Origin of the sequence: Adhaeribacter pallidiroseus, assembly GCF_003340495.1 — a bacterium.
GTDB lineage: Bacteria > Bacteroidota > Bacteroidia > Cytophagales > Hymenobacteraceae > Adhaeribacter > Adhaeribacter pallidiroseus.
The window spans coordinates 1,631,786-1,651,965 of sequence record NZ_QASA01000001.1 but is presented as its reverse complement, the minus strand read 5'-3'; the positions used below and the strand labels follow the sequence as shown (position 1 = coordinate 1,651,965).

Annotated in this window: 17 protein-coding genes; 9 read left to right on the top strand and 8 right to left on the bottom strand. The window is 43.5% G+C overall.

What is annotated here, in order from left to right:
* Positions 1-398: 398 nt before the first annotated feature.
* Positions 399-1,247: an SMP-30/gluconolactonase/LRE family protein gene (locus tag AHMF7616_RS06365; RefSeq protein ID WP_199474379.1), complete on the top strand. Its 849-nt coding sequence runs from the start codon at positions 399-401 to the stop codon at positions 1,245-1,247.
* Positions 1,248-1,354: 107 nt separating this feature from the next.
* Here the strand turns inward: AHMF7616_RS06365 and AHMF7616_RS06360 are convergent, their stop codons facing one another.
* Both AHMF7616_RS06360 and AHMF7616_RS06355 read right to left on the bottom strand, forming a co-directional pair.
* Complete coding sequence (locus AHMF7616_RS06360; protein ID WP_115372128.1) at positions 1,355-2,347, bottom strand: hypothetical protein; 993 nt, start codon at positions 2,345-2,347, stop codon at positions 1,355-1,357.
* Positions 2,304-2,924 carry an RNA polymerase sigma factor gene (locus AHMF7616_RS06355; RefSeq protein ID WP_115372127.1) on the bottom strand — a complete coding sequence of 207 codons (621 nt, stop codon included), beginning with the start codon at positions 2,922-2,924 and terminating at the stop codon, positions 2,304-2,306. Before AHMF7616_RS06355 ends, AHMF7616_RS06360 begins: the two co-directional genes overlap by 44 nt.
* Positions 2,925-3,493: 569 nt before the next feature.
* Between AHMF7616_RS06355 and AHMF7616_RS06350 the strand changes: the two genes are divergently transcribed.
* Positions 3,494-3,709 carry a type II toxin-antitoxin system HicB family antitoxin gene (locus tag AHMF7616_RS06350; RefSeq protein ID WP_115372126.1) on the top strand — a complete coding sequence of 72 codons (216 nt, stop codon included), beginning with the start codon at positions 3,494-3,496 and terminating at the stop codon, positions 3,707-3,709.
* 311 nt (positions 3,710-4,020) lie between these two features.
* Here the strand turns inward: AHMF7616_RS06350 and AHMF7616_RS06340 are convergent, their stop codons facing one another.
* The 3 genes from AHMF7616_RS06340 to AHMF7616_RS06330 all read right to left on the bottom strand — a co-directional run bounded on the left by AHMF7616_RS06340 (position 4,021) and on the right by AHMF7616_RS06330 (position 5,975).
* Entirely contained in the window at positions 4,021-4,359 is a 339-nt protein-coding gene (locus AHMF7616_RS06340) for a type II toxin-antitoxin system HicB family antitoxin (protein ID WP_115372125.1), read from the bottom strand.
* Positions 4,360-4,405: 46 nt separating this feature from the next.
* Positions 4,406-4,576, bottom strand: a complete 171-nt coding sequence (locus AHMF7616_RS06335; protein ID WP_233507758.1) for a type II toxin-antitoxin system HicA family toxin — start codon at positions 4,574-4,576, stop codon at positions 4,406-4,408.
* A gap of 109 nt (positions 4,577-4,685) precedes the next feature.
* The gene (locus tag AHMF7616_RS06330) at positions 4,686-5,975 is read right to left on the bottom strand and encodes an acetylxylan esterase (protein ID WP_115375483.1); all 1,290 of its coding nucleotides are present in this window, start codon (positions 5,973-5,975) and stop codon (positions 4,686-4,688) included.
* Between the two features lie 392 nt (positions 5,976-6,367).
* Here AHMF7616_RS06330 and AHMF7616_RS06325 point away from each other — a divergent pair, with 392 nt between their 5' ends.
* From AHMF7616_RS06325 to AHMF7616_RS06315, 3 genes are all read left to right on the top strand, one after another.
* The gene (locus tag AHMF7616_RS06325) at positions 6,368-8,311 is read left to right on the top strand and encodes a PAS domain-containing sensor histidine kinase (RefSeq protein WP_115372124.1); all 1,944 of its coding nucleotides are present in this window, start codon (positions 6,368-6,370) and stop codon (positions 8,309-8,311) included.
* A 286-nt stretch (positions 8,312-8,597) separates the two neighbouring features.
* Positions 8,598-9,833, top strand: coding sequence for a serpin family protein (locus AHMF7616_RS06320; protein ID WP_115372123.1), 1,236 nt, complete (start codon positions 8,598-8,600; stop codon positions 9,831-9,833).
* Positions 9,834-10,143: 310 nt separating this feature from the next.
* Positions 10,144-11,052 (top strand): apurinic/apyrimidinic endonuclease family protein, encoded by a 909-nt coding sequence (locus AHMF7616_RS06315; RefSeq protein ID WP_115372122.1) that lies wholly within the window; start codon positions 10,144-10,146, stop codon positions 11,050-11,052.
* A gap of 96 nt (positions 11,053-11,148) precedes the next feature.
* On the opposite strand, the gene AHMF7616_RS06310 is transcribed toward AHMF7616_RS06315, so the two are convergent.
* Positions 11,149-11,379: a hypothetical protein gene (locus AHMF7616_RS06310; protein ID WP_115372121.1), complete on the bottom strand. Its 231-nt coding sequence runs from the start codon at positions 11,377-11,379 to the stop codon at positions 11,149-11,151.
* A gap of 460 nt (positions 11,380-11,839) precedes the next feature.
* Here AHMF7616_RS06310 and AHMF7616_RS06305 point away from each other — a divergent pair, with 460 nt between their 5' ends.
* The gene (locus tag AHMF7616_RS06305; RefSeq protein ID WP_115372120.1) at positions 11,840-12,274 is read left to right on the top strand and encodes a cupin domain-containing protein; all 435 of its coding nucleotides are present in this window, start codon (positions 11,840-11,842) and stop codon (positions 12,272-12,274) included.
* Between the two features lie 935 nt (positions 12,275-13,209).
* Positions 13,210-13,779: a hypothetical protein gene (locus AHMF7616_RS06300; protein ID WP_115372119.1), complete on the top strand. Its 570-nt coding sequence runs from the start codon at positions 13,210-13,212 to the stop codon at positions 13,777-13,779.
* 52 nt (positions 13,780-13,831) lie between these two features.
* Here the strand turns inward: AHMF7616_RS06300 and AHMF7616_RS06295 are convergent, their stop codons facing one another.
* Together AHMF7616_RS06295 and AHMF7616_RS06290 are read right to left on the bottom strand one after the other, a co-directional pair.
* Positions 13,832-15,406 carry an alkaline phosphatase D family protein gene (locus AHMF7616_RS06295; RefSeq protein ID WP_115372118.1) on the bottom strand — a complete coding sequence of 525 codons (1,575 nt, stop codon included), beginning with the start codon at positions 15,404-15,406 and terminating at the stop codon, positions 13,832-13,834.
* Positions 15,407-15,594: 188 nt separating this feature from the next.
* Positions 15,595-16,743: a DEAD/DEAH box helicase gene (locus AHMF7616_RS06290; RefSeq protein WP_115372117.1), complete on the bottom strand. Its 1,149-nt coding sequence runs from the start codon at positions 16,741-16,743 to the stop codon at positions 15,595-15,597.
* A gap of 289 nt (positions 16,744-17,032) precedes the next feature.
* Here AHMF7616_RS06290 and AHMF7616_RS06285 point away from each other — a divergent pair, with 289 nt between their 5' ends.
* Both AHMF7616_RS06285 and AHMF7616_RS06280 read left to right on the top strand, forming a co-directional pair.
* Positions 17,033-17,371, top strand: coding sequence for a PadR family transcriptional regulator (locus AHMF7616_RS06285; protein ID WP_115372116.1), 339 nt, complete (start codon positions 17,033-17,035; stop codon positions 17,369-17,371).
* On the top strand, positions 17,368-20,049 hold the full coding sequence (locus tag AHMF7616_RS06280; RefSeq protein ID WP_233507357.1) for a permease prefix domain 2-containing transporter: 2,682 nt from the start codon (positions 17,368-17,370) through the stop codon (positions 20,047-20,049). Before AHMF7616_RS06285 ends, AHMF7616_RS06280 begins: the two co-directional genes overlap by 4 nt.
* Positions 20,050-20,180 lie beyond the last annotated feature (131 nt).

The following is a 20,180-nucleotide window of genomic DNA, read 5'->3' as shown; positions in this document are numbered from 1 at the left end:
ATTTAAAAAAAGCCGCTTTTCTGCTTAACCGGGAAGGCGGCTTATTTCTTGAAAGAAGTATTAACATTGCGGAGACTAATAAACAAAAAGTAGCGGTTATTGAGTTAAAAGGAAGAGCCCCAATATTCAATTTTTATCTCAGGAGACTTGAAAAGCTACAAGTAAAAGCCTCCAAACTGTAACTCAAAATTGTTAAACCACAAATATTTTATAATTCCATACCTTTTAGCTTTATTGCGCAGTTAAAATGTAAAGCTGCTAAACTCTTCTTCATGAAACTAACCTTTAAATCTACCTGGGGCCTACTGGGTACCTCGCTCGTTATAAGTTCATTCCTCTTGCTTCATCCTCAGTACAACCCGGCCCAGGTGCCTCCTGCTCTTTTAGCCAGCAAAACTATGCATGCCGATTCTGTAAACCATAAGTTGTTTGCGCCGGGTACCCCAGTAGAGTTAATTGCCAAACAATTCCGTTTTACCGAAGGACCGGCTACCGATAAACAAGGCAACGTGTTTTTTACCGATCAACCCAACGATAAAATCTGGAAATACGGTACCGATGGCAAACTCACCTTGTTTATGGATAAAACCGGCCGTTCTAATGGCTTGTACTTTGATAAAAAAGGCAACCTGATTTCCTGCGCCGATGAGAACAACCAACTATGGTCCATTAGTCCGGCTAAAAAAGTAACCATACTACTGAAGGACCTGAACGGGCAGAAATTTAATGGTCCCAACGATTTGTGGGTGCACCCGAAAACCGGCACAATTTACTTTACCGATCCTTTTTACCCGCGCGATTACTGGAACCACAAAACACCGGAATTAGCGAAGCAAAATGTGTACTACCTCCCCCCAGGCAAGTCACAACCCGTATTGGCCGACGATAACCTGGAACAACCCAATGGCATTATTGGCAGCCACGACGGCAAAACTTTATTTGTGGCGGACATCAAAGCTAATAAAACTTATAAATACCAGATTGCGCCGGACGGCACATTAACCAACCGGCAACTGTTCGTGGAGCAAGGTTCCGACGGGATGACGATGGATAGCCAAGGCAATGTGTACTTAACCGGTAAAGGCGTAACGGTGTATTCCCCGGCCGGTGAAAAACTGGTAAATATACCCGTACCCGCCGGCTGGACCGCCAATGTAACTTTTGGCGGTAAAGATCGCAAAATGTTGTTTATTACGGCTTCGGAAGGTGTTTATAAATTACCCATGCTGGTAAAAGGCATGCAGTAAGCAAAAATTAAAAAAAGCGCTCTTGTCAACTTTTGGCAGGAGCGCTTTTTCTTTGCTAGCTATTAAGCTTAATAACTAATTGCTTTCGACGCTATTTTTTTAAATTTTTACTTTACCCGCAGCTTTAACTTATTACCGTTTTGATCATCAATGGTAATTAAAATATCTGCGGCTTGACGGGTAATTTTAATAGCGTCCGGGGTAAGCGGCAAATCCGGATGATCGCGGATAATAATGGCTTTAATTTGATCGTCGCTCATTTGCCTAAAATCCGGCGTACCCGGGCCGGGGTTAAATTGTTTTTGTTCTTTAATGCGGGTGTGGCGCTTGCCGTCTTTCAACAATAAATCAAAATTCTGATTAGCCTGCGGCGTTTCGGGTAATTTAGTGGTAATCATCCGTTGGCCGTTAGCATCTTTTTTAATAGTAACATCCACGTGAGTTAAGCCTTGTTGCCGCAATTGAGCTTCTACTGATTTTTTGAGATCTGCATCCGAAATAGTAGTTACATCCATTTCAATTTTCAGCATGGTACCCAGAGCAGCTTCGTACAAAGGCTGCGTGGATTTGTGCGTGATGGGTAAAACTTTTAAATTTTGAACACCACTTAATTGCTGCAGGCTTTGCTGGTAAGCTTGAAGTTGGCCTTTTTTAAGCGCGGGTAGCGTAACCGTATACTCCAGCACTGAGTTGTTATTAACGCTTCTTTTTTCGGCTAACAATTGTTCTTCTTTTAACCAGGGCAAGTTCGAAACTGCCATTACCGTTGCTTTATCTTGGGCATTTACTTGCCAGGTGAGCACCGAAGCCACCGGTTCGTTTACTTCTACGGGGTAATTACAGGCTACTACCATGGTAATAAAAAACAACACGGTACAGGCTACGCGCCCCAAAGACCCACACAAATACCCCCGCAACTGGTAGGCCGGGGAAGGAGCCGCTGCGGCAAACCGGGGTGGTTGGTATTGGCGCACCCAAGCAGCCGTTTGAGCAAAGGAATCGGCGTAATCCGTATCCTGCAAAGTTTTAAAATATGCTTCCATATCAAATTCGGGGTTATCGGCGGCTGGCAAAGCTGGCGGCCATTTTTTCAATTTCATGGTTTAAGTCTCCTGTAGTAGGTTCCATTTTTAAATTTTTTCTTTCGGCCGTTACAATCAAGTCTCTTAACTTTTGGCGCGTACGGCTTAGTCGCGATTTCACCGCCGATTGGCTTTTTTCATCTTGGATGTCGGCAATATCGGCAATGGTAAAATTGCCCAGTTCAAAAAGTAACAAGGCTACTCGTTCTTTCGGCCGGAGCGTAGCCAAGGCCGCCAGTAAGCGGTGCCGGCGTTCCTGGCCTTGTTCGTCAGGTTCCGCCAAAACAGGCGGTAGTTGGGGAACATCTTTTGGCGTTACCCGTGAAAAGCCTAATTCATCCAGCGGCAAAAAACGTCGCCAGAATTTATGGCGGCATTGGCGGTAAAAGGCCCGGGTAATAATTTGAAAAAACCACGGTTTAAACCGGGTAGAGTCGCGTAAGCCCGGCAGCTTTTCCAGCGCTTGCACCAGCGCCTGCTGCAATAAATCCTGGGCATCGTGGGGCTCGCGGCACAGGGCGCGGCAATACTGCAAAGCACTTCGGTAATGCGGCTGCAGCAAGTGTAAGAATTCATCCGGAGTTTGGGCCATCATTCTTCTGGTTTTAATTTGCTACTAAGAGCCACGGCCAACCGGAAAGTCGCAGAATTTAAGAAAAATATTACATCATGTTTTAAGCACAGGAAGTAAAACCGACAGTAGTAGAACAATAGCTACAATTGAGATGAATCCTTTTATTAATGCTTAAACAGCAAAAATGCAGGATAAAGAATAAAATAATTTCCTTTTTCAGCTCTGACAGAATGTTTTTAAAAGTGAAACGAATGTCTGATAATCAGTAAATATTACACTTTAAACATATTTTAAGTGCCATAATATTATCATGGAAAAATCTTACTTCCTGTGAATACTACTTTCGCTAGGCTGTTTTCAACTAAAAGCCCGGATCGCCTTACAATTCAACTTCCAGCCTTAATAGCAGATGCCGGAACGGATAAAACAATAAAAAATGAAAGCATTTCTGTATACTTCAGAGCAGCCAATCACCTTGCTATAGTATTAAATTGCATTACGGGATAATCCAAATAAATTAGATTTCGTTAAATTATAAAAATTTAATCTAGCTTTACCTAATAACTTAGTAATAAGAGAATATTTAGTTCATGAACTTGAAATTAACCTTAGTAATAGAACAAGGAAGCAATGACTTTTTACTGGGGCAAATAAAAGAACTGCCGGAAGTACTTACGCAGGTCCACCCCATTGAAAAAGTTAAAGAGGATATCCTGGATGCCCTGGCGCTTTACTTGGAGGACATGCGGGAAGCAAATGCCGGCGGTAATAACATTATTTTTGAGGGCGAACTAGAAGTAGCTTAAAAGTGAAACGAAATAAGTTTATCCAATACCTGCACAATAACCAGTGCGAGTTAACGCGCCATGGCAGCAAGCATGCTATTTTTCCAAATAAACTAACCGGTAAATAAACCACTATTCCCCGCCATCCGGATGTGGAGGACCGGCTTTGTGAAAAGATTTGCAAGCAGTTAGGTATCCCGAAGATTTATAATTCTAAACAATTAACTCCTCGCGTTTGTAGTTTTCCGGAGGGAAATGCGTTTTGCATAAAGTTAGCTGATACAGTTTATACGCCTAACACAGGATAGAGGATTTGACTCTTTAAGAAAGGGTTAAGAAGCCTTTACGTATTGCGTTAAAGCTTCGGCTACTACCTGGTTTAGGGAGATGCCTTTTTGTAAAGAGATTAAAGCGGCTTTTTGGTGAATTTCTGGCTTTACCCGTACGTTAAACACGCCTTTAAATGGTTTTTGCGGCTCTTTCCCGAGTTCTTTACAAGTTTGGATATATTCGTCAACGGCTTCCCGAAACATCGTTTTAAGTTCTTGAACAGATGAGCCTTCGTATAAAATGGAATCTTCTATAAATTCTAATTTGCCGTAAAAAATGGCATCGTCATCGTCATAGTTAACACTTCCAATGAATCCTTTATATTGCATAGTATTTGCCATCTTACAAATTTTTAAATATTAATTAAAGCTACTATTAAACACTTCTCTACAAAGTAGTAAGTATCGCAATTGCTTCTTTTATAACGTAACCTTTGAGAATTTTTGATGGGTGCGGTTCGTGTAAACTAAAAATTTTACCAGTTTTCGTATTTACTAATTTTCTTGCACTTCCTGCCCCAGTTCTTTCTTCAAATCCTAATGATGTAAAAAGTGTAATAAGTTCAGCGTAAGTAAAATCTTTAGGTTTACTTACGATGAAGTGGTGCTTATTTTATACAAGAATATCTAGTGTCTAACATCTTGATACTTGGGTCTATTTGCTTATTTTACCTCTTCTGCAATTTACCATACAGCCACGGATTGGTTATTTCGTATTGCTCCGGGTATGTCCAATGACCGGTTTCCAACGCCAGATATAGTTCTTTGGGTGCGGTAATAACGTTATAAGCGGCATACATAGAGGTAGGCGGGCATGTTTCGTCGTTGAAGCCCCAGGAGTAAAAGCCGGGTACTTTCAACAACCGGGCAAAGTTTACCACATCGTAATACTTAGAAGTTTCAATTTTATCTTTTTTACCGTTAAAGGTGTAATTGTCTTTATTAAACAAATGCGGCCAGCCACCGGCCCGGTCGTGTAAGTACCCGGTTAAATCGCTTAAGGCCGGGTAATAAGCAACCAAGTATTTTACACGGTTATCCAAAGCGGCCGTAACAATGCTTAAAGCGCCGCCTTGGCTGCCTCCTGTTACGCCTAAATTTTGCCCATCGAATTGTGGTAAACTGTAAATAAAATCGTTGGCCCGCACGCAACCCAAGTATACCCGTTTATAATAATACTGATCTTTATCGTCGAGGCCGTGGGTCCAGTAATTGCGGAGAGCACCCGCCATTAAATTGTTGTACACACTTACATCCATCGTAACCGGTACGCCATGAATGCCAATTTCCAAAGTAATAAAACCTTTTTCGGCGGCGGCCACATCGCCGCTGTACGGGCGGGCACCGGCCCCCGGTACTTTTAAAATTGCCGGGTATTTGCCTTCTTTTTTGGGTACGCACAAAATCCCGTACACCCGCGTATTCAGGGCGAAATTCTGTATACTCACGTGGTACACATTTACATTTTCGGTACAACGGTCGGGCAACAAAGTTAGGCGAGTGTCCAGCGGAATTTTAGCAGCTTCGGTTTTGGCTTTATCCCAGAACGCTTGAAAATCGGGAGGTACGTTGGTGGTAGGTTCAATCTTTAAAGGATCAAAACCCGCAGTCGCTAAGCCCACGTATTCTTTACCATTTACGGTAGCCGTAGCCATGCATCGCAGAAAACCAGGTTTCTTTAACGTGCCGCCTTCCACTACTTTACTGCCGTTAGCCAGCGTAAGCGTTTCGGTTTTAGTGGCCGGCATTTTCTCGGGCATTACCTCATACTTTAACGCTGCATTTTTAAGCGGATTACCGTATTGCAGTACCGTAATGGTAAATTTTACGGGCTCCCCGGTTTTATATTCCCAATTGGTATGGTCCGGAGCCACTATTACTTTCACAATTTTCTCGGTGGGCTGTGCGGCAAGAGCAAAGGACAGTAGAAACCAGAAAGAAAATAAGACCCTACGCATTCGGGCCGGCCGGCCAAGTGTGTAATTTTTCATAAATTTTAAAAAGTAAAGCTTATAGGTTTAGAATACATGAAAAGACTTGAATCTGTATAAAGTTTATGCTGAAACAGAATTCCACCGGTTTAAGATTGTAACTTAGGGCTACAATTAAAAGCAGATGCACAACTTTCTTTTGGTTTTCGCGTGCTAAGAAGCACCACCGGCATTGAAAACAGCAATAACTTCTATTATTAACTTAAAATTTAGTTTTTTTAGCTGACCGGTTTTATTTAAAGCTTCAACATGAAAGGCACTATGCCGGATAATCTATTTCTGAAAAGTAAGAATCTTTTCTTCTACATTTCAGAACCAGATACAAAATTCTAAATCAACAGGAAATTACCGTGGGTAACATGAGAGCAGCAGCAGAAGATATTTCCTTTTTAAGTCCCCAGAATCTTTCGAGTGATCCGTACCGGTTGCTGGTAGAAAGTATAACGGAATACGCGATCTTTTTGCTTGGCCCTACGGGCCAGGTAGTTACCTGGAACCCCGGCGCGCAACTATTAAAGCAGTACACCCCCGAAGAAATTATTGGCAAACACTTTTCCACTTTTTATACCGCCGAGGCTAAAGCCAGTCATTATCCGGAGTACGAATTAAGAGAAGCACAGCGTTTAGGTAAGTTCGAGGACGAAGGCTGGCGGGTACGAAAAGATGGTTCTGTTTTTTGGGCTAACGTTATTATTACCCCAATTTATCACCACAAGAAGCTAATCGGCTTTTCTAAAATTACCCGCAATTTATCCGATAGAAAAAAAGCCGAAGACGATTTATACAAAGCATACGAAGAATTAAAAGATAGCGAAGAACGCTTCCGGCTTTTAGTGGCTGGCGTTACGGATTATGCCATTTTTATGCTGGACCCGGTGGGTAACGTGGCCACCTGGAACGAAGGCGCTCATCGCCTGAATGGGTACGAAGCATCGGAAATTATGGGTAAGTTTTTTTCGAAGTTTTACAGTTCGGGAGCCGTGCAACAAGGTTACCCGGAGTACGAATTGCGCCGGGCCAAAGCCGAAGGCCGGTTTGAAGATGAGGGTTGGCGTTACCGGAAAGATGGCTCGGCCTTTTGGGCCAACACCGTATTAACGGCTATTTACAACCCCAAGCAAGAACTCATTGGATTTTCTAAAATTACCCGCGACTTAACCGAAAAAAAGAAACTGGAACAACAGCTCTTCCGGATAAACGAAGAGTTGAAAGAAAGCGAGGAAAAAAGCCGCTTATTAATTGACAGTGTTAAAGATTACGCTATTCTTATGTTAAACCCCGAGGGCGTAGTTGCCAGCTGGAACGCGGGAGCCGAACAGTTGAAAGGGTACAAAGCCCCGGAAATTATTGGCAAACATTTTTCTATTTTTTACCCTACCGAGGTTATCCGGGCGGGTTTTCCTAAATTTGAATTAAACCAGGCTTTAGAACAAGGCCGGTTTGAAGACGAAGGCTGGCGCATCCGCAAAGACGGCACCGCTTTTTGGGCCAACGTTATTATAACACCGGTTTACAACGCTACTAACCGGTTGCTAGGCTTTGCCAAAATAACCCGCGATTTAACCGAACGCCGCCGCAACCAGGATTTAATGCTGAAAAACCAAGAACTAGCCCGGATTAATAACGATTTAGATAATTTTGTGTATACCGCCTCCCACGATTTAAAAACCCCGGTTGTGAATCTGGAAGGATTGCTCACGGCGTTAACCGAAGATTTAGGTCCGCAGAAAGAACCCCATCAGCATCTGATCACGTTCATGCAAAGTTCCATTGCTACCCTTAAAAAAATAATTGCCGATTTAGGAGAAGTTTCCAAAATTCAGCAAAATAAAGAAACTCCGGAAAGCATTAACCTGGTGGAGTTGTTGGCAGAAGTTAAAGAAAGTTTACGCGAAGTAATTACTACCAGCCAGGCCGACGTAAAAATAACGGACCTAGCCTTTGATACCCTCAATTACTCCCGCAAAAACCTGCGCAGCATCTTGTATAATCTGGTAGCAAACGCCCTTAAATACGCCGACCCCCAAAGAACCCCAACAGTAACTATTAAAACGTATATAGCCGATACCGGCGAGCACGTGCTTGCCGTGGCCGATAATGGATTGGGCATTGCCCGGAAACAACTGCACAAAATATTTTCCATTTATAAGCGCGCGCATACCCACGTAGAAGGCACCGGGTTGGGTTTATATTTAATCAAAAAAATCCTCGATAATTCTGGCGACCATATTTTGGTGGAAAGCGAAGTAGGCCAAGGGTCAGAGTTTCGAGTGTATTTTAAGCAGCAAAATTCCGGCGTTTAAATAAATTGCAAATTTTGGCGGCGTATGGCATCACCATTTATCATTATTTCCATTCTAGCCAGTGCGCTACTGATTGTTTTGCTTAGCCTTTGAAAAACTATATCTGGCTGGAACAAATAAGGATTTTTTTAAAAAATGGCTACGAATAACCTTCTTTAGAAACCACTTTCACCCATTTAGGATAACGTGCAACCATCTGCCCCAGGCGGGGGTCATATAGCAGAAGCAAAAGCAGACTTGTAAGTGTTTGTTTTGCTTCCGGCACTAGTTAAAATTTAAAAAAAGTATGAACCGGCCATTAATTAAATCTTTCATTTGGGGAATAGCGGCTACCGCCCTGCTAAGCGCTTGCCAGAAAGACCTGGCAACTCCCGATCAAAGCAATCCTCCTAAACTGCGGCCCTGGGCCACCCAAGAAGTAAAAACCGTAAGCAGCGCCAACGAATTTGCTTTTAAATCTTTTGCGGCGCTCCGGACCGCTGAACCAGACCAGAATGTATTTATTTCGCCGCTTAGTATTTCCTCGGCGCTCACCATGACTTACAATGGCGCCGATGGTTCCACCAAAGAAGCCATGCGCCAAACCCTGGGCTTTGCACTGCAAAACGACGAAGAAATCAACCAAGCTTACAAAAATTTGCTGGAGCAACTCAGACACCTAGATCAAAAGGTAACCTTTACTGCCGCCAACTCTATTTGGTACGCCCGGCAGTTTCAGCTGCAAGCGCCTTTTGTGCAAAATAACCAAACGTACTTTCAGGCGCAGATACAAGGTTTAGATTTCGCCTCCCCCACGGCTAAAAACATTATTAACGAGTGGGTCAAAAATAAAACACAAGGCAAAATCACCAACATTATCCAGGAAATTCGTCCGGAGCACGTGCTGTTTCTCGTAAACGCTATTTATTTTAAAGGCACCTGGACTTACCCGTTCAATAAAAAACTAACCCGGCCCGCTCCTTTCCGGAAAGAAGATGGCACTACCCAAAACGTTGATTTTATGACGCTGGAAAATGGCCGTTACTTGCGGTACCAGGATACCCACCAGCAAGTAATTGACCTGCCCTACGGTAACCAACAATACAGCATGACCTTAATTGTACCGCAAGAACAGCATACCGTGCCGGAAATAGCCAGTAACTTAAGCAGCGGCCAGCTCGCCGAGTGGTTGGCCAAAGCCGATACGAGCAGGCTGGAATTGCAAATGCCCAAATTTAAACTGGAATACAAAAAAGAACTGCGCGAAACGTTAACGCAATTAGGCATGGGCGAAGCTTTTAGCAACCAGGCTAATTTTAGCCGGATGCTGCAATCTGAGCAAAGTTTAGCCATTAGCGAGGTAATGCACAAAGCTTTTGTGGAAGTAAACGAAGAAGGTACGGAAGCTGCCGCGGCTACTTCGGTGGGCGTGGTACTCACATCGCTCCCGCCAGTGGTGCAGGTAAACCGGCCATTTCTATTTTTAATCCGTGAAAAATCGTCCAATGCTATTCTCTTCATCGGGCAATTAATGAATCCTTAAGCAGTTACCAGTTACCAGTTACCAATAACTTATGGCGCGGATTTACTTCTGCGCCATTTTTTTAGTAGTAAATGGCTTTTATGTTGGATGTAAATTCGAGCAGAATTTCTTTAATTAAAGACATTAATCTTTTAATACCTATACCTCAACCAAAAACGGGTTAGTAATTTAAAAATAAATTACATAATGAAATATAACCGGGAGCATGGGCTAAATAAATAATACGGCCCCGGATTACTTATTCTATTTGTTTTTCATTACTTTTTAGCCGGTAAATGGTAAATGAAAAACGATAAATGGTAATTGATAAATGGAAAATGGTAAATGGAAAATAAGGTATTTGCTGGTAATTTGGGGTTTACTCGTTTTAAATTCCCGTTCCATGCTCGCTCAAACAAATGCGACTGCCTTGTTTGGCAAACAAAACTTAGTAGCCTGGTGCATTGTACCCTACGATAGTTTAAAACGTACCCCGGCCCAACGAGCGCAGATGCTGCAGGAATTAGGAATCAAAAAATTTGCTTATGATTGGCGCGACGAGCATTTGCCCACCATGGCGCAAGAAATAACCACCATGCAAAAAGCCGGTATTGCGTTAAAATCGGTGTGGTTCTGGGTAAATGGCGGCCAAGACCAGATTCTCGACAAAACCAATGTGTTTATTCTGGAAACTTTAAAAAAACAGCAGGTTAAAACCGAATTGTGGCTGTCGTTCAACGAAAGTTTTTTTGCTGGCTTAACCGACGATGAAAAATTTAAAAAAGCGGTGGCTAGTGTTGGTTCTATTCAAAAAAGAGCGCAGGCAATTGGTTGCACCGTCATGCTGTATAACCACGGCAGTTGGTTTGGCGAGCCGGAAAATCAGATTAAAATTATTAAAGCCATCGGGGATAAAAAGATAGGCATGGTGTACAATTTTCATCATGCCCACGAACAAGTAAAAAACTTTCCGCAACTGCTCCAGCACATGAAGCCTTACCTTACAACCGTAAACATCAACGGCATGCGCACCGGCGGACCCAAGATACTGCCGCTCGGGCAAGGCGATTTAGAATTGCAGATGCTACAAGATTTAAAAAATGCGGGATATCGCGGTTCGCTAGGCATTATTGGCCACACCGAACACGAAGACGTAAAACAAGTACTGGAGGGTAACCTGCATGGTTTGCAGCAACTGTTACAAACCATGGGCGAAACGGCAGCCCTTAAAACTTATTAGTGCGCTAGCGGCCAAAATTATTCCGGCCATTAGCGCACTAATGTAAAAATTTAAAAAATTAAGTGTAGCGGCTAGCACGATTAGCTTCTTTGTTTTTTACTTATCGGCATCGGGTTGGTTTATTTCAATAGTATCTAAGTTGCCATCGAAAACATCATCCACCCGTTCTACGTCTTCGTGCGTGGTATTTTCATCGTCGGAATCGGCGGTGGAGGTAGTGGAACTATTCCGGAGCGCGGCATCGTCGCGCTGATAGGTTACGTTGGTTTCGGCGGTACTTGGCTTGCCTTGGTCTGCGTTCGGAGTATTATCTTGGTTATCTGCCATTGCTTTATTTTTAAAATTTAGTAACAGGCCCGGCTAATTGCCGGTTTTGCTGTATTCATACGCAACCCTGACCGGCTGGTTAAGGCAAATTAGTTTTTACTTCTTTTCCTGCACTTTTAAATTGTTGCCTTAAATCTGGCAAATGCCGAGTTTTAAAATGAGGAAGGCCGTTAATTTTTAGGCCCATACTTCTGGTATTTTGCGGTTAAGACTTACTATTGGAAAGAAAACCCGGGAAGAAAAACCCCCTTGCATTGTATCCATTTAAAAATGTTAGGTTTATTCCTATTAAGTATCGGGACAAAAATAAACGTAAGGATATTTCAAGGTAATGTTTTAGTTATCAATAATTTATAGGTCGAACAACGAACAACTAATAACGACCAACTACTTATTTGAAATTAGGTAATAACTTATCCGGAGTTTTAATACTTATAGCGGTTAACGTAAGCTAATAGCCATGAAAACTAAAATGCTGTTTTATCTTGGATTACTGATTTTCGGGAGCCAGGCAATTGTTTTATCCAGTAAAGCTCAAACGGCAGATTCCGGTAAATACATTCTGGAACATGATGCCCAGGTGGCCCAAGAACAAGCTGGTCCACACAACGGCGGCGGAAAATCAATAGGCTACAGTTTTTTTGACGAAGTAAAAGATTTTCCGACCGCTTTTAAGAAAAGAACGCTGCGGTCGGGTTCCTCCATTGGGTACCATTTGCAACAAGAAGACGAGATTTATTACATTATTAGCGGTACCGGCCAAATGAAAATGAACGGTAAAACTTTCCCGGTAAAACCCGGTGATGCCATTCTTACCCGCCCCGGTAGCTCGCACGGCTTAACTCCCGTTGGCAATCAAGATCTTACGCTTATTATTGTTTATCCTAAAAATTAAAATCTATTCGGCTGGCTGCTTCCTACAACGCCAAGATGGTTTTTCGGTTGCCTTCACCTGACTTTCAGCAGGTACTCTTTTCCTTTACCAGTTATCACCAACACTAGAAAAACACCTGGCAGCAGGTATTTTTTCTTTTGCAGCCATTATTTCGGGTCGGGACTTTTTTAATGCTTCTGGCTCTAAGCGCCATTAATTAACCGGGGTAAAATCTTAAAATTTAAATTTTTTTTAAATTTTAAGATTTTTGATCAATCCAATCCGGCTTATTAACGCCAAACCGTAGTTTAAAATGATTTAGTTATTATTAAAATAAACAGCTTCAACTATAAACTTGCCGGACCAAAATACTTAAAAACTAGCCCTGAATAGTTTAAGCTACTAGCCGCTTTTATAAAGTATCTGGAAAGAGCAGAAAATTAGCATAAAATTGAGTAGTTCTTCTTATTTTCTCTTTCGCTATTGCTTTATACTTTTGCAGAGAAGTAGGTAAAATAATCTAAATTTTTCTTTTAATATTTAAATTATTCACTTATATTTCTTTATTCTAATGTTTAAAAATTTAACTAAAAAAACTGTATGAATAGCACTTTACATGTTGCATCATTCCTAAGCTTGGTACCCGCTTTTACTTGGCAGAGCGGCCGCATTACCTGATACTAGCCATCGTTGTGTTTGGCCCTTAGCCCATTCTTCCTTAATTGATTTAGATTAATGGACAGTCCGTTATTCTGTAGATATTAGCTTTTTTGGGTACCATTCAGCTAGGTATATACTGGTAACTAGGCTCAATTTTTTTAATCGAAATCACTGGATAGCGGTTAACCGTGGCCGAGTATTAAGTATAATTTGCTCCAGATTCGCCCTATTTTATTTTTTTACTACCCGACCTGTTCTTTCCACACCACCAAAACATTATTCTAATCCATTATCTCATGAAAAGTACGCTAAATCAACAAAGAACCACCAAAATCTTGGCGGTTGGGTTGTTCTGGATTTGTTGTCTATTTTCAGCTTGTTACCATAATTTAAAAGAAGTTACAGTTTCTTCTACTAAAGTGCCAATTCCTTTGGCGGCCAAATGGTCGGCGGGTAAGTTTCCAATGCATAAATTTTGGGAATATGATGGTACTTACGCGGGCCAGGCGGCGAACCTGGGAATAGCCTTTGATATTAAGCCGGATGGTAACTGCGAGTTTTACCAGGTTACCGCCCAAAATGTTTACGGCTGCCGCACCCAGCATTTAATTTATAAAAAAGGCACCGTAGCATTTCACGCCAACCAATCGTTTACCTTTTATCCGAGCCAGGGTACTAACCGGGAATTTGTAAAAGTATGCGATACGGCCTATCAGAATAAAGACCAAAAAGTTACCGGCGAAGATCTTTCTCCGCAAACATTTTATTATACCTACCAACCTAACCAACAGGGCCAAAATCAGTTAGTTATCCGGGGCCATGTACCGGTTATTGCTGCCACTACGTTACAGGCTAGTAATTGGTAGCCGTTAAATTTTTTAAAAATACTCCCATTTTTTAAATTTTCCGGAACCAGCCCTACTGCAGCGGTTCTATTATTTTAGAATACGGCTGCTTCTCTCCTTCTACGTACCACTCTGCCAAAATAGTGGCTTCCTCATTAATGGAAAGCGACAGCCAATTGCGCGCACCGATCAGGTGCCGGTTGGTTCCGGGAAAGTTTTGTAAGTAGGCGCTTATCTGGTCATCTACTTTTTCGGTTTTACCGGCTAACAACTTTTCCATCATGTAAATAACCAAGGAAGGTGGCGGTACATTAACCATGGCCGACGAAGTAAGTTGATGAATGGTCTGAACGGCGGAATCCAGAATATTCTTATCCTGAGTTTGCAGATAGCCCGTAAAAGCCAGGTGCGCATCGCCGGAAAGGATGGTTACCTGGCAGTTAAATTCCTGCGAGATGCGAAATAACCACTGAATCAAGCGTAAGCGTTCTTCCTGGTGGGCACGGCTGAGCCATTGGTCTTTTAAATCGTCTTCCATCCGTTGTTGCCCCGGCCGTAGTTCCAAGACAGCTTCCAGCAAAGTCAGGTCGGCGTTTACAATTGGTATGCCCGATAACACCAGTATATGCTTACAACCCGTACTGCTGGAGGTACCATCTACTGGTTTTGTTTCAAACTGAGAAGCTAACCAAGTCTGCAGGCTTTGGTGGGTTTCGAGGCTGAGTACCTGGTCGCGGGTGCGCTCCGAACGCAGATCCAGCGCGATTATAAGTACATCGTTTAAACGATGCGCATACGTAAAACCGTTTTTCCCTAAAGGAATAGCTGCGCCCAAATCAGCGTGGTCTTGGGCTTGCAATTGAAACACGTGAAAATGCTCCTGCGCCTGTTGATAGATTCCCTGAAAAACCGCACAAGCCTGCAGCTCGGGCACATACGAGCCCCAGCCGTCAAATATATCATGGTCGTCCCACATCATGAGGGTAGGGATTTGGCTTAAAACCGCGGCGGGTCGTTTCTGGCGCCACATCTTACAGTACAGGTTAAAATAAAAAGCTGCTACCTGCTGCTGCATGTCCGGGGTAAAAGACGCTTGTAACCGTTTTTTAAGCGATTGGCCTAACCACTGGCGCAAAGCCGGTACCTTTTCCCAAACCTGGTCGGAGTAAACCTGGTCGCCGCCCAGCACAAATAAGTGGTAAGGTTTTGCCTGGTGTACTTGCTGCAATACGTGCCAAAGCGCATTTTTTTTCTTTAGTTTATTAATATCCTGAAGCGTGTGCACCCCAAAACAAGAACCGTAACAAATACGCAGCGAGCTATTTTGTGCCGGAACAGTATAGTGGTAGGTAGGCCCCTCGTTTACGGCGTACGTAATAACCTGCTCCCAACTAGTCTGGCTCACCGACCAATCCAGGCGCCATACGTAATGATCGGCATACGTTTTTAACAAAACCTTATTTTCTTCCGCTTTCGAAAATGAGTCGTAAATAAAACGAAGCCGCGGCGGTTCCGCAGTTTTTTGTAGTACCACGAGCGCCGAAGTATACCAATGGCCGTTTTTTAAACCTCTAAACCCTAAAACCGGCCCCATCACTACATCCTTAATCATAAAATTTGTTTTACCGGTATAGGCTAATTTGCGCATTAAAGTTTCAAATAACTACCGAAAGCAGTTCCAAAATTAAACGTCCGAAGCCTAGAAAAATTTAAAAAATTTGCCCGGTCCGAGGCTCTAATGGCACACAATTAACTCAGAAAATTCCCAAAACTATTAACATGTTTTTTACTCTATAGTGCATGTAGCAGTCGGGCACTATTAATTGACAAATTAGATTATACCCCATGTAAATTCACACTGGCACTTTCCAGCAATTCTATTTTTTTACCGGTTTTTTTCTGAATAATAGTAAAGTGATGTTCGTCTTCCGGGGTAATGAAGGATATAGCCTGGCCGGTTGCTCCGGCCCGGCCCGTACGACCAATCCGGTGAATGTAATCTTTTGGGGAACGGGGCAAGTCGTAGTTAATCACGTAGGGTAAAACCGGTATATCTATTCCCCGGGAGGCCAAATCGGTGGCCACTAAAATGCGCACTTGCTTTGTTTTAAAGCGTCGTAAAGCTTCGGTACGGGCTCCCTGGCTTTTATCCCCGTGCAAAGCCACCGCGTGCAGATTGTTTTTATTTAATTTCACCACTAAATTATCGGCATTGCGCACACTGGAAACAAAAACTAACACCTGCGTCATTTGTTCTTGTTGAATCAAATACCGCAGAAACGGGCCTTTCCGCTCCGCACTTACCCGGTAAGCTACTTGTTTAATAAATTCGGATTGGTTTGTTTCCGGTTTCTCTGCAATGGTAATAACAACCGGTTCGTGGAGCAGCCTGGTTTTTATTTCGGTTACTTTATCGGCCAAGGTAGCCGAAAAAAGCAGATTTTGCCGTTTAGCCGGCAATAAAGCAAAAATGCGGTTTATTTCTTCGGCAAAACCTAGGTTCAACATTTTATCGGCTTCATCGAGCACCAGCACGGCTACTTCCGATAAGTGAACGGCATGGTGCGCTACTAAATCCAGCAAACGACCGGGAGTAGCCACCAGAATTTCCGTACCACTCAGGGCCATCATTTGCGGGTTAATGCTTACTCCGCCAAATACCGCCAGAGTTTTTACCGGATGCGTTAAATGCACACTTAAACTTTGGAAAACCGTAGCTACCTGTAAAGCCAGTTCGCGCGTGGGAACCAGCACCAGCGTATTAATAAAGCGGTTTTTAATGGCTGATTTCGGTTTGCGTTTCTGCAAAATAGGCAAAGCAAAACCCGCGGTTTTACCGGAACCGGTGGGGGCAATTCCCAAAACATCTTTACCCGCCAAAATAGCTGGAATTGCTTGCTCCTGAATCGGGAACGCTTGTTCATACCCTTTTTCCTGAATGGCTCTTACTAAGGGAGGCGATAAATTAAGTTCTGAAAATTTCATCCTGAAAAATAGTTGAAGGCAAAGTACTAACCCTAAAGGTACGCTTATAATTGCAAAGCCGAGTGGTGGCAGTTTCAGCAGGAAGAAGAATAAAATGACCACAGGAACGGGTAAAATTTAAAAAAATGATCTAAATCCGAACAGAAAAGTGTCCGGTAGCGCACACTTTTTCCCAGCATGCTACTATAAAAATAGCCCTGTTTTAACCAGAACGGCTTTTTTAACAACTGGCAAAGCATTTGATCAGCAAAAGTAGATGTAATCACTTTATTCCCAACATTCTGGCTTCATGAAACGAACGTACCTGGGCGAATTTGAAGAAATTGTACTACTGGCGGTAGTCATGCAGGAAGGCAACGCCTACGGAGTAGCCGTTACCCACCTCATAACCGAGCAAACCAACCGTTCGGTGCGGCTGAACCAAGTGCACGCGGCTTTGCACCGTTTAGAAGAAAAAGGCATGGTTACTTCCCACTTGGGGGAATCTACGGCGGAACGGGGCGGCCGGCGCAAACGCTTGTTTACCATTACCGCTTACGGCGAACAAACCTTACTCGATATCCAAGCCATTCGCTCGCAATTCATGCGCCTGCTGCCGCGCACTTTAAAACCCAGCCTGAACCTATGAAAAAGCCCGCTACTCCTAAATCACCCGAACCACCCCGTTGGGCCGATCAGTTCCTTGCCTGGTTTTGCGCCCCGCATTTACTGGAAGAACTACAGGGCGATTTGCACGAAGAATTTTACTACCAGGTAGATCGTATCGGGGAACAGCGGGCCCGTCGGCGCTATATCCGGGAGGTGCTGGGCTTTATCCGACCGTTTGCTATCAAGCGCAAATCTAACTCCTACCCTGCTGCTGCTAATTTTTCCACCTTTTTACTTCAACCAGACATGCTCAAACATTATTTTACTATTGGCTGGCGTCATTTATGGCGCAACAAAGGCTATACCGCTATAAACGTGGTTGGTTTGGCCGTAGCCTTTTGTATATGCGTTTTCTTATTCCTGACGGCTTATCTGCAACTTACTTATGATTCTTTTCATCAGCATAAAGAGCAGATTTTCCAGGCCTATCTTTTCGCCAACGATCCCGCCAAAGCTACGCGGTCCGGGGCGATGCCTTTGCCCTTAACGCCTACCTTAAAAGCGGAATACGCAGAAGTGGAGGCAGCAACCCGCGTATTGCGCAATAGTAAAAGCCTGGTAAGTTACCAGGATAAACACTTTGATCAGGACGTGGTGCTTACGGATGCCGATTTTTTAAAAATTTTTACATTCCCGCTCCTGCATGGCAATCCCGAAACCGCTTTGGTAGATTTAAACAGCATATTGCTGAGCCAGCGCCTGGCGCAAATCTTGTTCGGCAACGGTGACCCCATTGGCAAGGTAGTGCAGCACACCAGCGGTGGCAAAAAAAAGGCATTTATTGTAACCGGCGTTTTGGCCGACGCGCCTACTAATTCTACTATTCGCTACGACGCTTTGATTCGCATCGAAAATATGCCGGGGTATCGCGCAGACCAAAATAACTGGGATGCTTTCTCTCACCAGGCTTATATTAAATTGAAGCCGCAGGTAAACTTAAAAACATTCGAGCGCCGCCTAAAGCCTTTTGCCCCGAAATACTTGCAGCAAAGCCTGGTGGATTTAAAAAAGAAAGGCGCCCGACCGGATGCGCAAGGAGATATACTGGCCCTGCGCGTACAACAACTTAGTAAAATCCATTTCGACCGGGAAATCTCGAATGGTCCGCCGATTGCGATCGTGTATGCTTTGCTGGGAATTGGTTTTTTTATTTTGCTCATAGCGTGTTTTAACTTTATTAATTTAAGCATTGCCCGCGCTTTTACCCGGGCTAAAGAAATGGGCGTACGCAAGTATTTAGGTGCTTTAAAAACCCAACTCTTTGTGCAAATCTGGGGAGAATCGGGCATTACCTGTTTTATTGGTTTAGCGTTGGGGGCCCTGCTGGCTTACGTGCTTCTACCGGAATTTAACGCGGTATTCGATTCCCGTTTGCAACTCATTCATTTGCTTCAACCAGGCTTCATCGCTTTTCTCCTGGGGGTATTCGGAATAATTACGGTAATTGCCGGAGGCTATCCGGCCTGGCTCATGTCCCGGTTTAATGCCGTAGCCGTACTTAAAGGAAAGATATCGCTGAAGCGGCCGGGCTTTCTCCGCAATTCGCTTTTGGTAACGCAGTTTGCTTTATCGTGTTTATTAACTTGTTGTACCCTGGTTGCTTTGCAGCAAGTAGATTATTTACGGCAAAAACCCCTTGGTTTCGAGAAAGAACAACTCATCAGCATCCCGGTGGGCAACCAGGTCAATGGCCGGCAAGTGCTGCAGCGCTTGCGTAACAAACTAACAACCGACCCTGCGGTGTTAGCGGTAACCGGCGCCGGAGTAAACCTAGGCAAAGGGAAGGATCGCTCCACCTCCCGCACCACTTTAAATTTTGATTACCAAGGCCGAGACCTTTCGGCCAATTGGCTATTAATTGATTACGATTATTTAAAAATCCTGAAAATTCCTGTAATAACGGGTAGGGAGTTTGATCCCGCTTATCCATCCGATTCCGTGGACCGGTTAATTATAACGGCCAGTTTAGCCCAGGCGATGGGAGAAAAGCAAGCGTTGGGTACTTTTCTGCATGTGGCGGGCCGCCGACAACAGGTTATTGGCGTTATTCCGGATTTTCATTTATACTCCGTTGCGGAGGAACAGAAACCCATTATCCTGCATCTTTCGGCAGCGGAGCCCATTAATTATATTTTTGTGCGGGTAGCACCCCAAAGCCTGACAGGTGCTATGCATAAAATGAAAAAATTATGGCGCGAAGTAGCCCCGGGATCTGAGTTTTTAGGTTCTTTTCTGGACGAAAATGTAAATGCCTGGTATCAGGACGAAGAAATGATGGCGCGCATTTTCAGTATGGCTTCGGTAATTGCCATTTTATTATCGTGCTCCGGTTTATTTGCGGTGGCCTTATTGGTAATGGAACAACGGACTAAGGAAATTGGCATCCGCAAAGTGTTAGGAGCCAGCTTTACCGATATTTTATTTATACTTTCTAAAGATTTTGTAAAGCTGGTGTTGGTGGCCCTGGTAATTGCTATTCCGCTGGCTTGGTTTGGCATGCAACAGTGGCTTAATAGTTATTCGTACCGGATACAAATAAATGGTTGGCTCTTCGCGATTGTAGCCATTATGGCGATTGCGCTTACCTTGGTTATGATCGGTTTTCAAAGTCTGAAAGCAGCGGTTCGCAATCCGGTAAAAAGCTTAAGAACGGAATAATTTCTAGGATTAGGCTAATACCACTTTGTATTATAGTGCATTTACTTTCTAGTTTAAAGCAGTATAAAAGCCAGCCATTGCTATGCAGAGTAATCTTCCTGTAAAAAAAAATTTACAATTAGCAGAAGATT

Bases quoted from the DNA above. Each gene is read 5' to 3' on its own strand.
- AHMF7616_RS06365 (WP_199474379.1), top strand. From the start codon at position 399: ATGCATGCCGATTCTGTAAACCATAAGTTGTTTGCGCCGGGTACCCCA.
- AHMF7616_RS06360 (WP_115372128.1), bottom strand. From the start codon at position 2,347: ATGAAATTGAAAAAATGGCCGCCAGCTTTGCCAGCCGCCGATAACCCC.
- AHMF7616_RS06355 (WP_115372127.1), bottom strand. From the start codon at position 2,924: ATGATGGCCCAAACTCCGGATGAATTCTTACACTTGCTGCAGCCGCAT.
- AHMF7616_RS06350 (WP_115372126.1), top strand. From the start codon at position 3,494: ATGAACTTGAAATTAACCTTAGTAATAGAACAAGGAAGCAATGACTTT.
- AHMF7616_RS06340 (WP_115372125.1), bottom strand. From the start codon at position 4,359: ATGGCAAATACTATGCAATATAAAGGATTCATTGGAAGTGTTAACTAT.
- AHMF7616_RS06330 (WP_115375483.1), bottom strand. From the start codon at position 5,975: ATGCGTAGGGTCTTATTTTCTTTCTGGTTTCTACTGTCCTTTGCTCTT.
- AHMF7616_RS06325 (WP_115372124.1), top strand. From the start codon at position 6,368: ATGAGAGCAGCAGCAGAAGATATTTCCTTTTTAAGTCCCCAGAATCTT.
- AHMF7616_RS06320 (WP_115372123.1), top strand. From the start codon at position 8,598: ATGAACCGGCCATTAATTAAATCTTTCATTTGGGGAATAGCGGCTACC.
- AHMF7616_RS06315 (WP_115372122.1), top strand. From the start codon at position 10,144: ATGGAAAATGGTAAATGGAAAATAAGGTATTTGCTGGTAATTTGGGGT.
- AHMF7616_RS06310 (WP_115372121.1), bottom strand. From the start codon at position 11,379: ATGGCAGATAACCAAGATAATACTCCGAACGCAGACCAAGGCAAGCCA.
- AHMF7616_RS06305 (WP_115372120.1), top strand. From the start codon at position 11,840: ATGAAAACTAAAATGCTGTTTTATCTTGGATTACTGATTTTCGGGAGC.
- AHMF7616_RS06300 (WP_115372119.1), top strand. From the start codon at position 13,210: ATGAAAAGTACGCTAAATCAACAAAGAACCACCAAAATCTTGGCGGTT.
- AHMF7616_RS06295 (WP_115372118.1), bottom strand. From the start codon at position 15,406: ATGCGCAAATTAGCCTATACCGGTAAAACAAATTTTATGATTAAGGAT.
- AHMF7616_RS06290 (WP_115372117.1), bottom strand. From the start codon at position 16,743: ATGAAATTTTCAGAACTTAATTTATCGCCTCCCTTAGTAAGAGCCATT.
- AHMF7616_RS06285 (WP_115372116.1), top strand. From the start codon at position 17,033: ATGAAACGAACGTACCTGGGCGAATTTGAAGAAATTGTACTACTGGCG.
- AHMF7616_RS06280 (WP_233507357.1), top strand. From the start codon at position 17,368: ATGAAAAAGCCCGCTACTCCTAAATCACCCGAACCACCCCGTTGGGCC.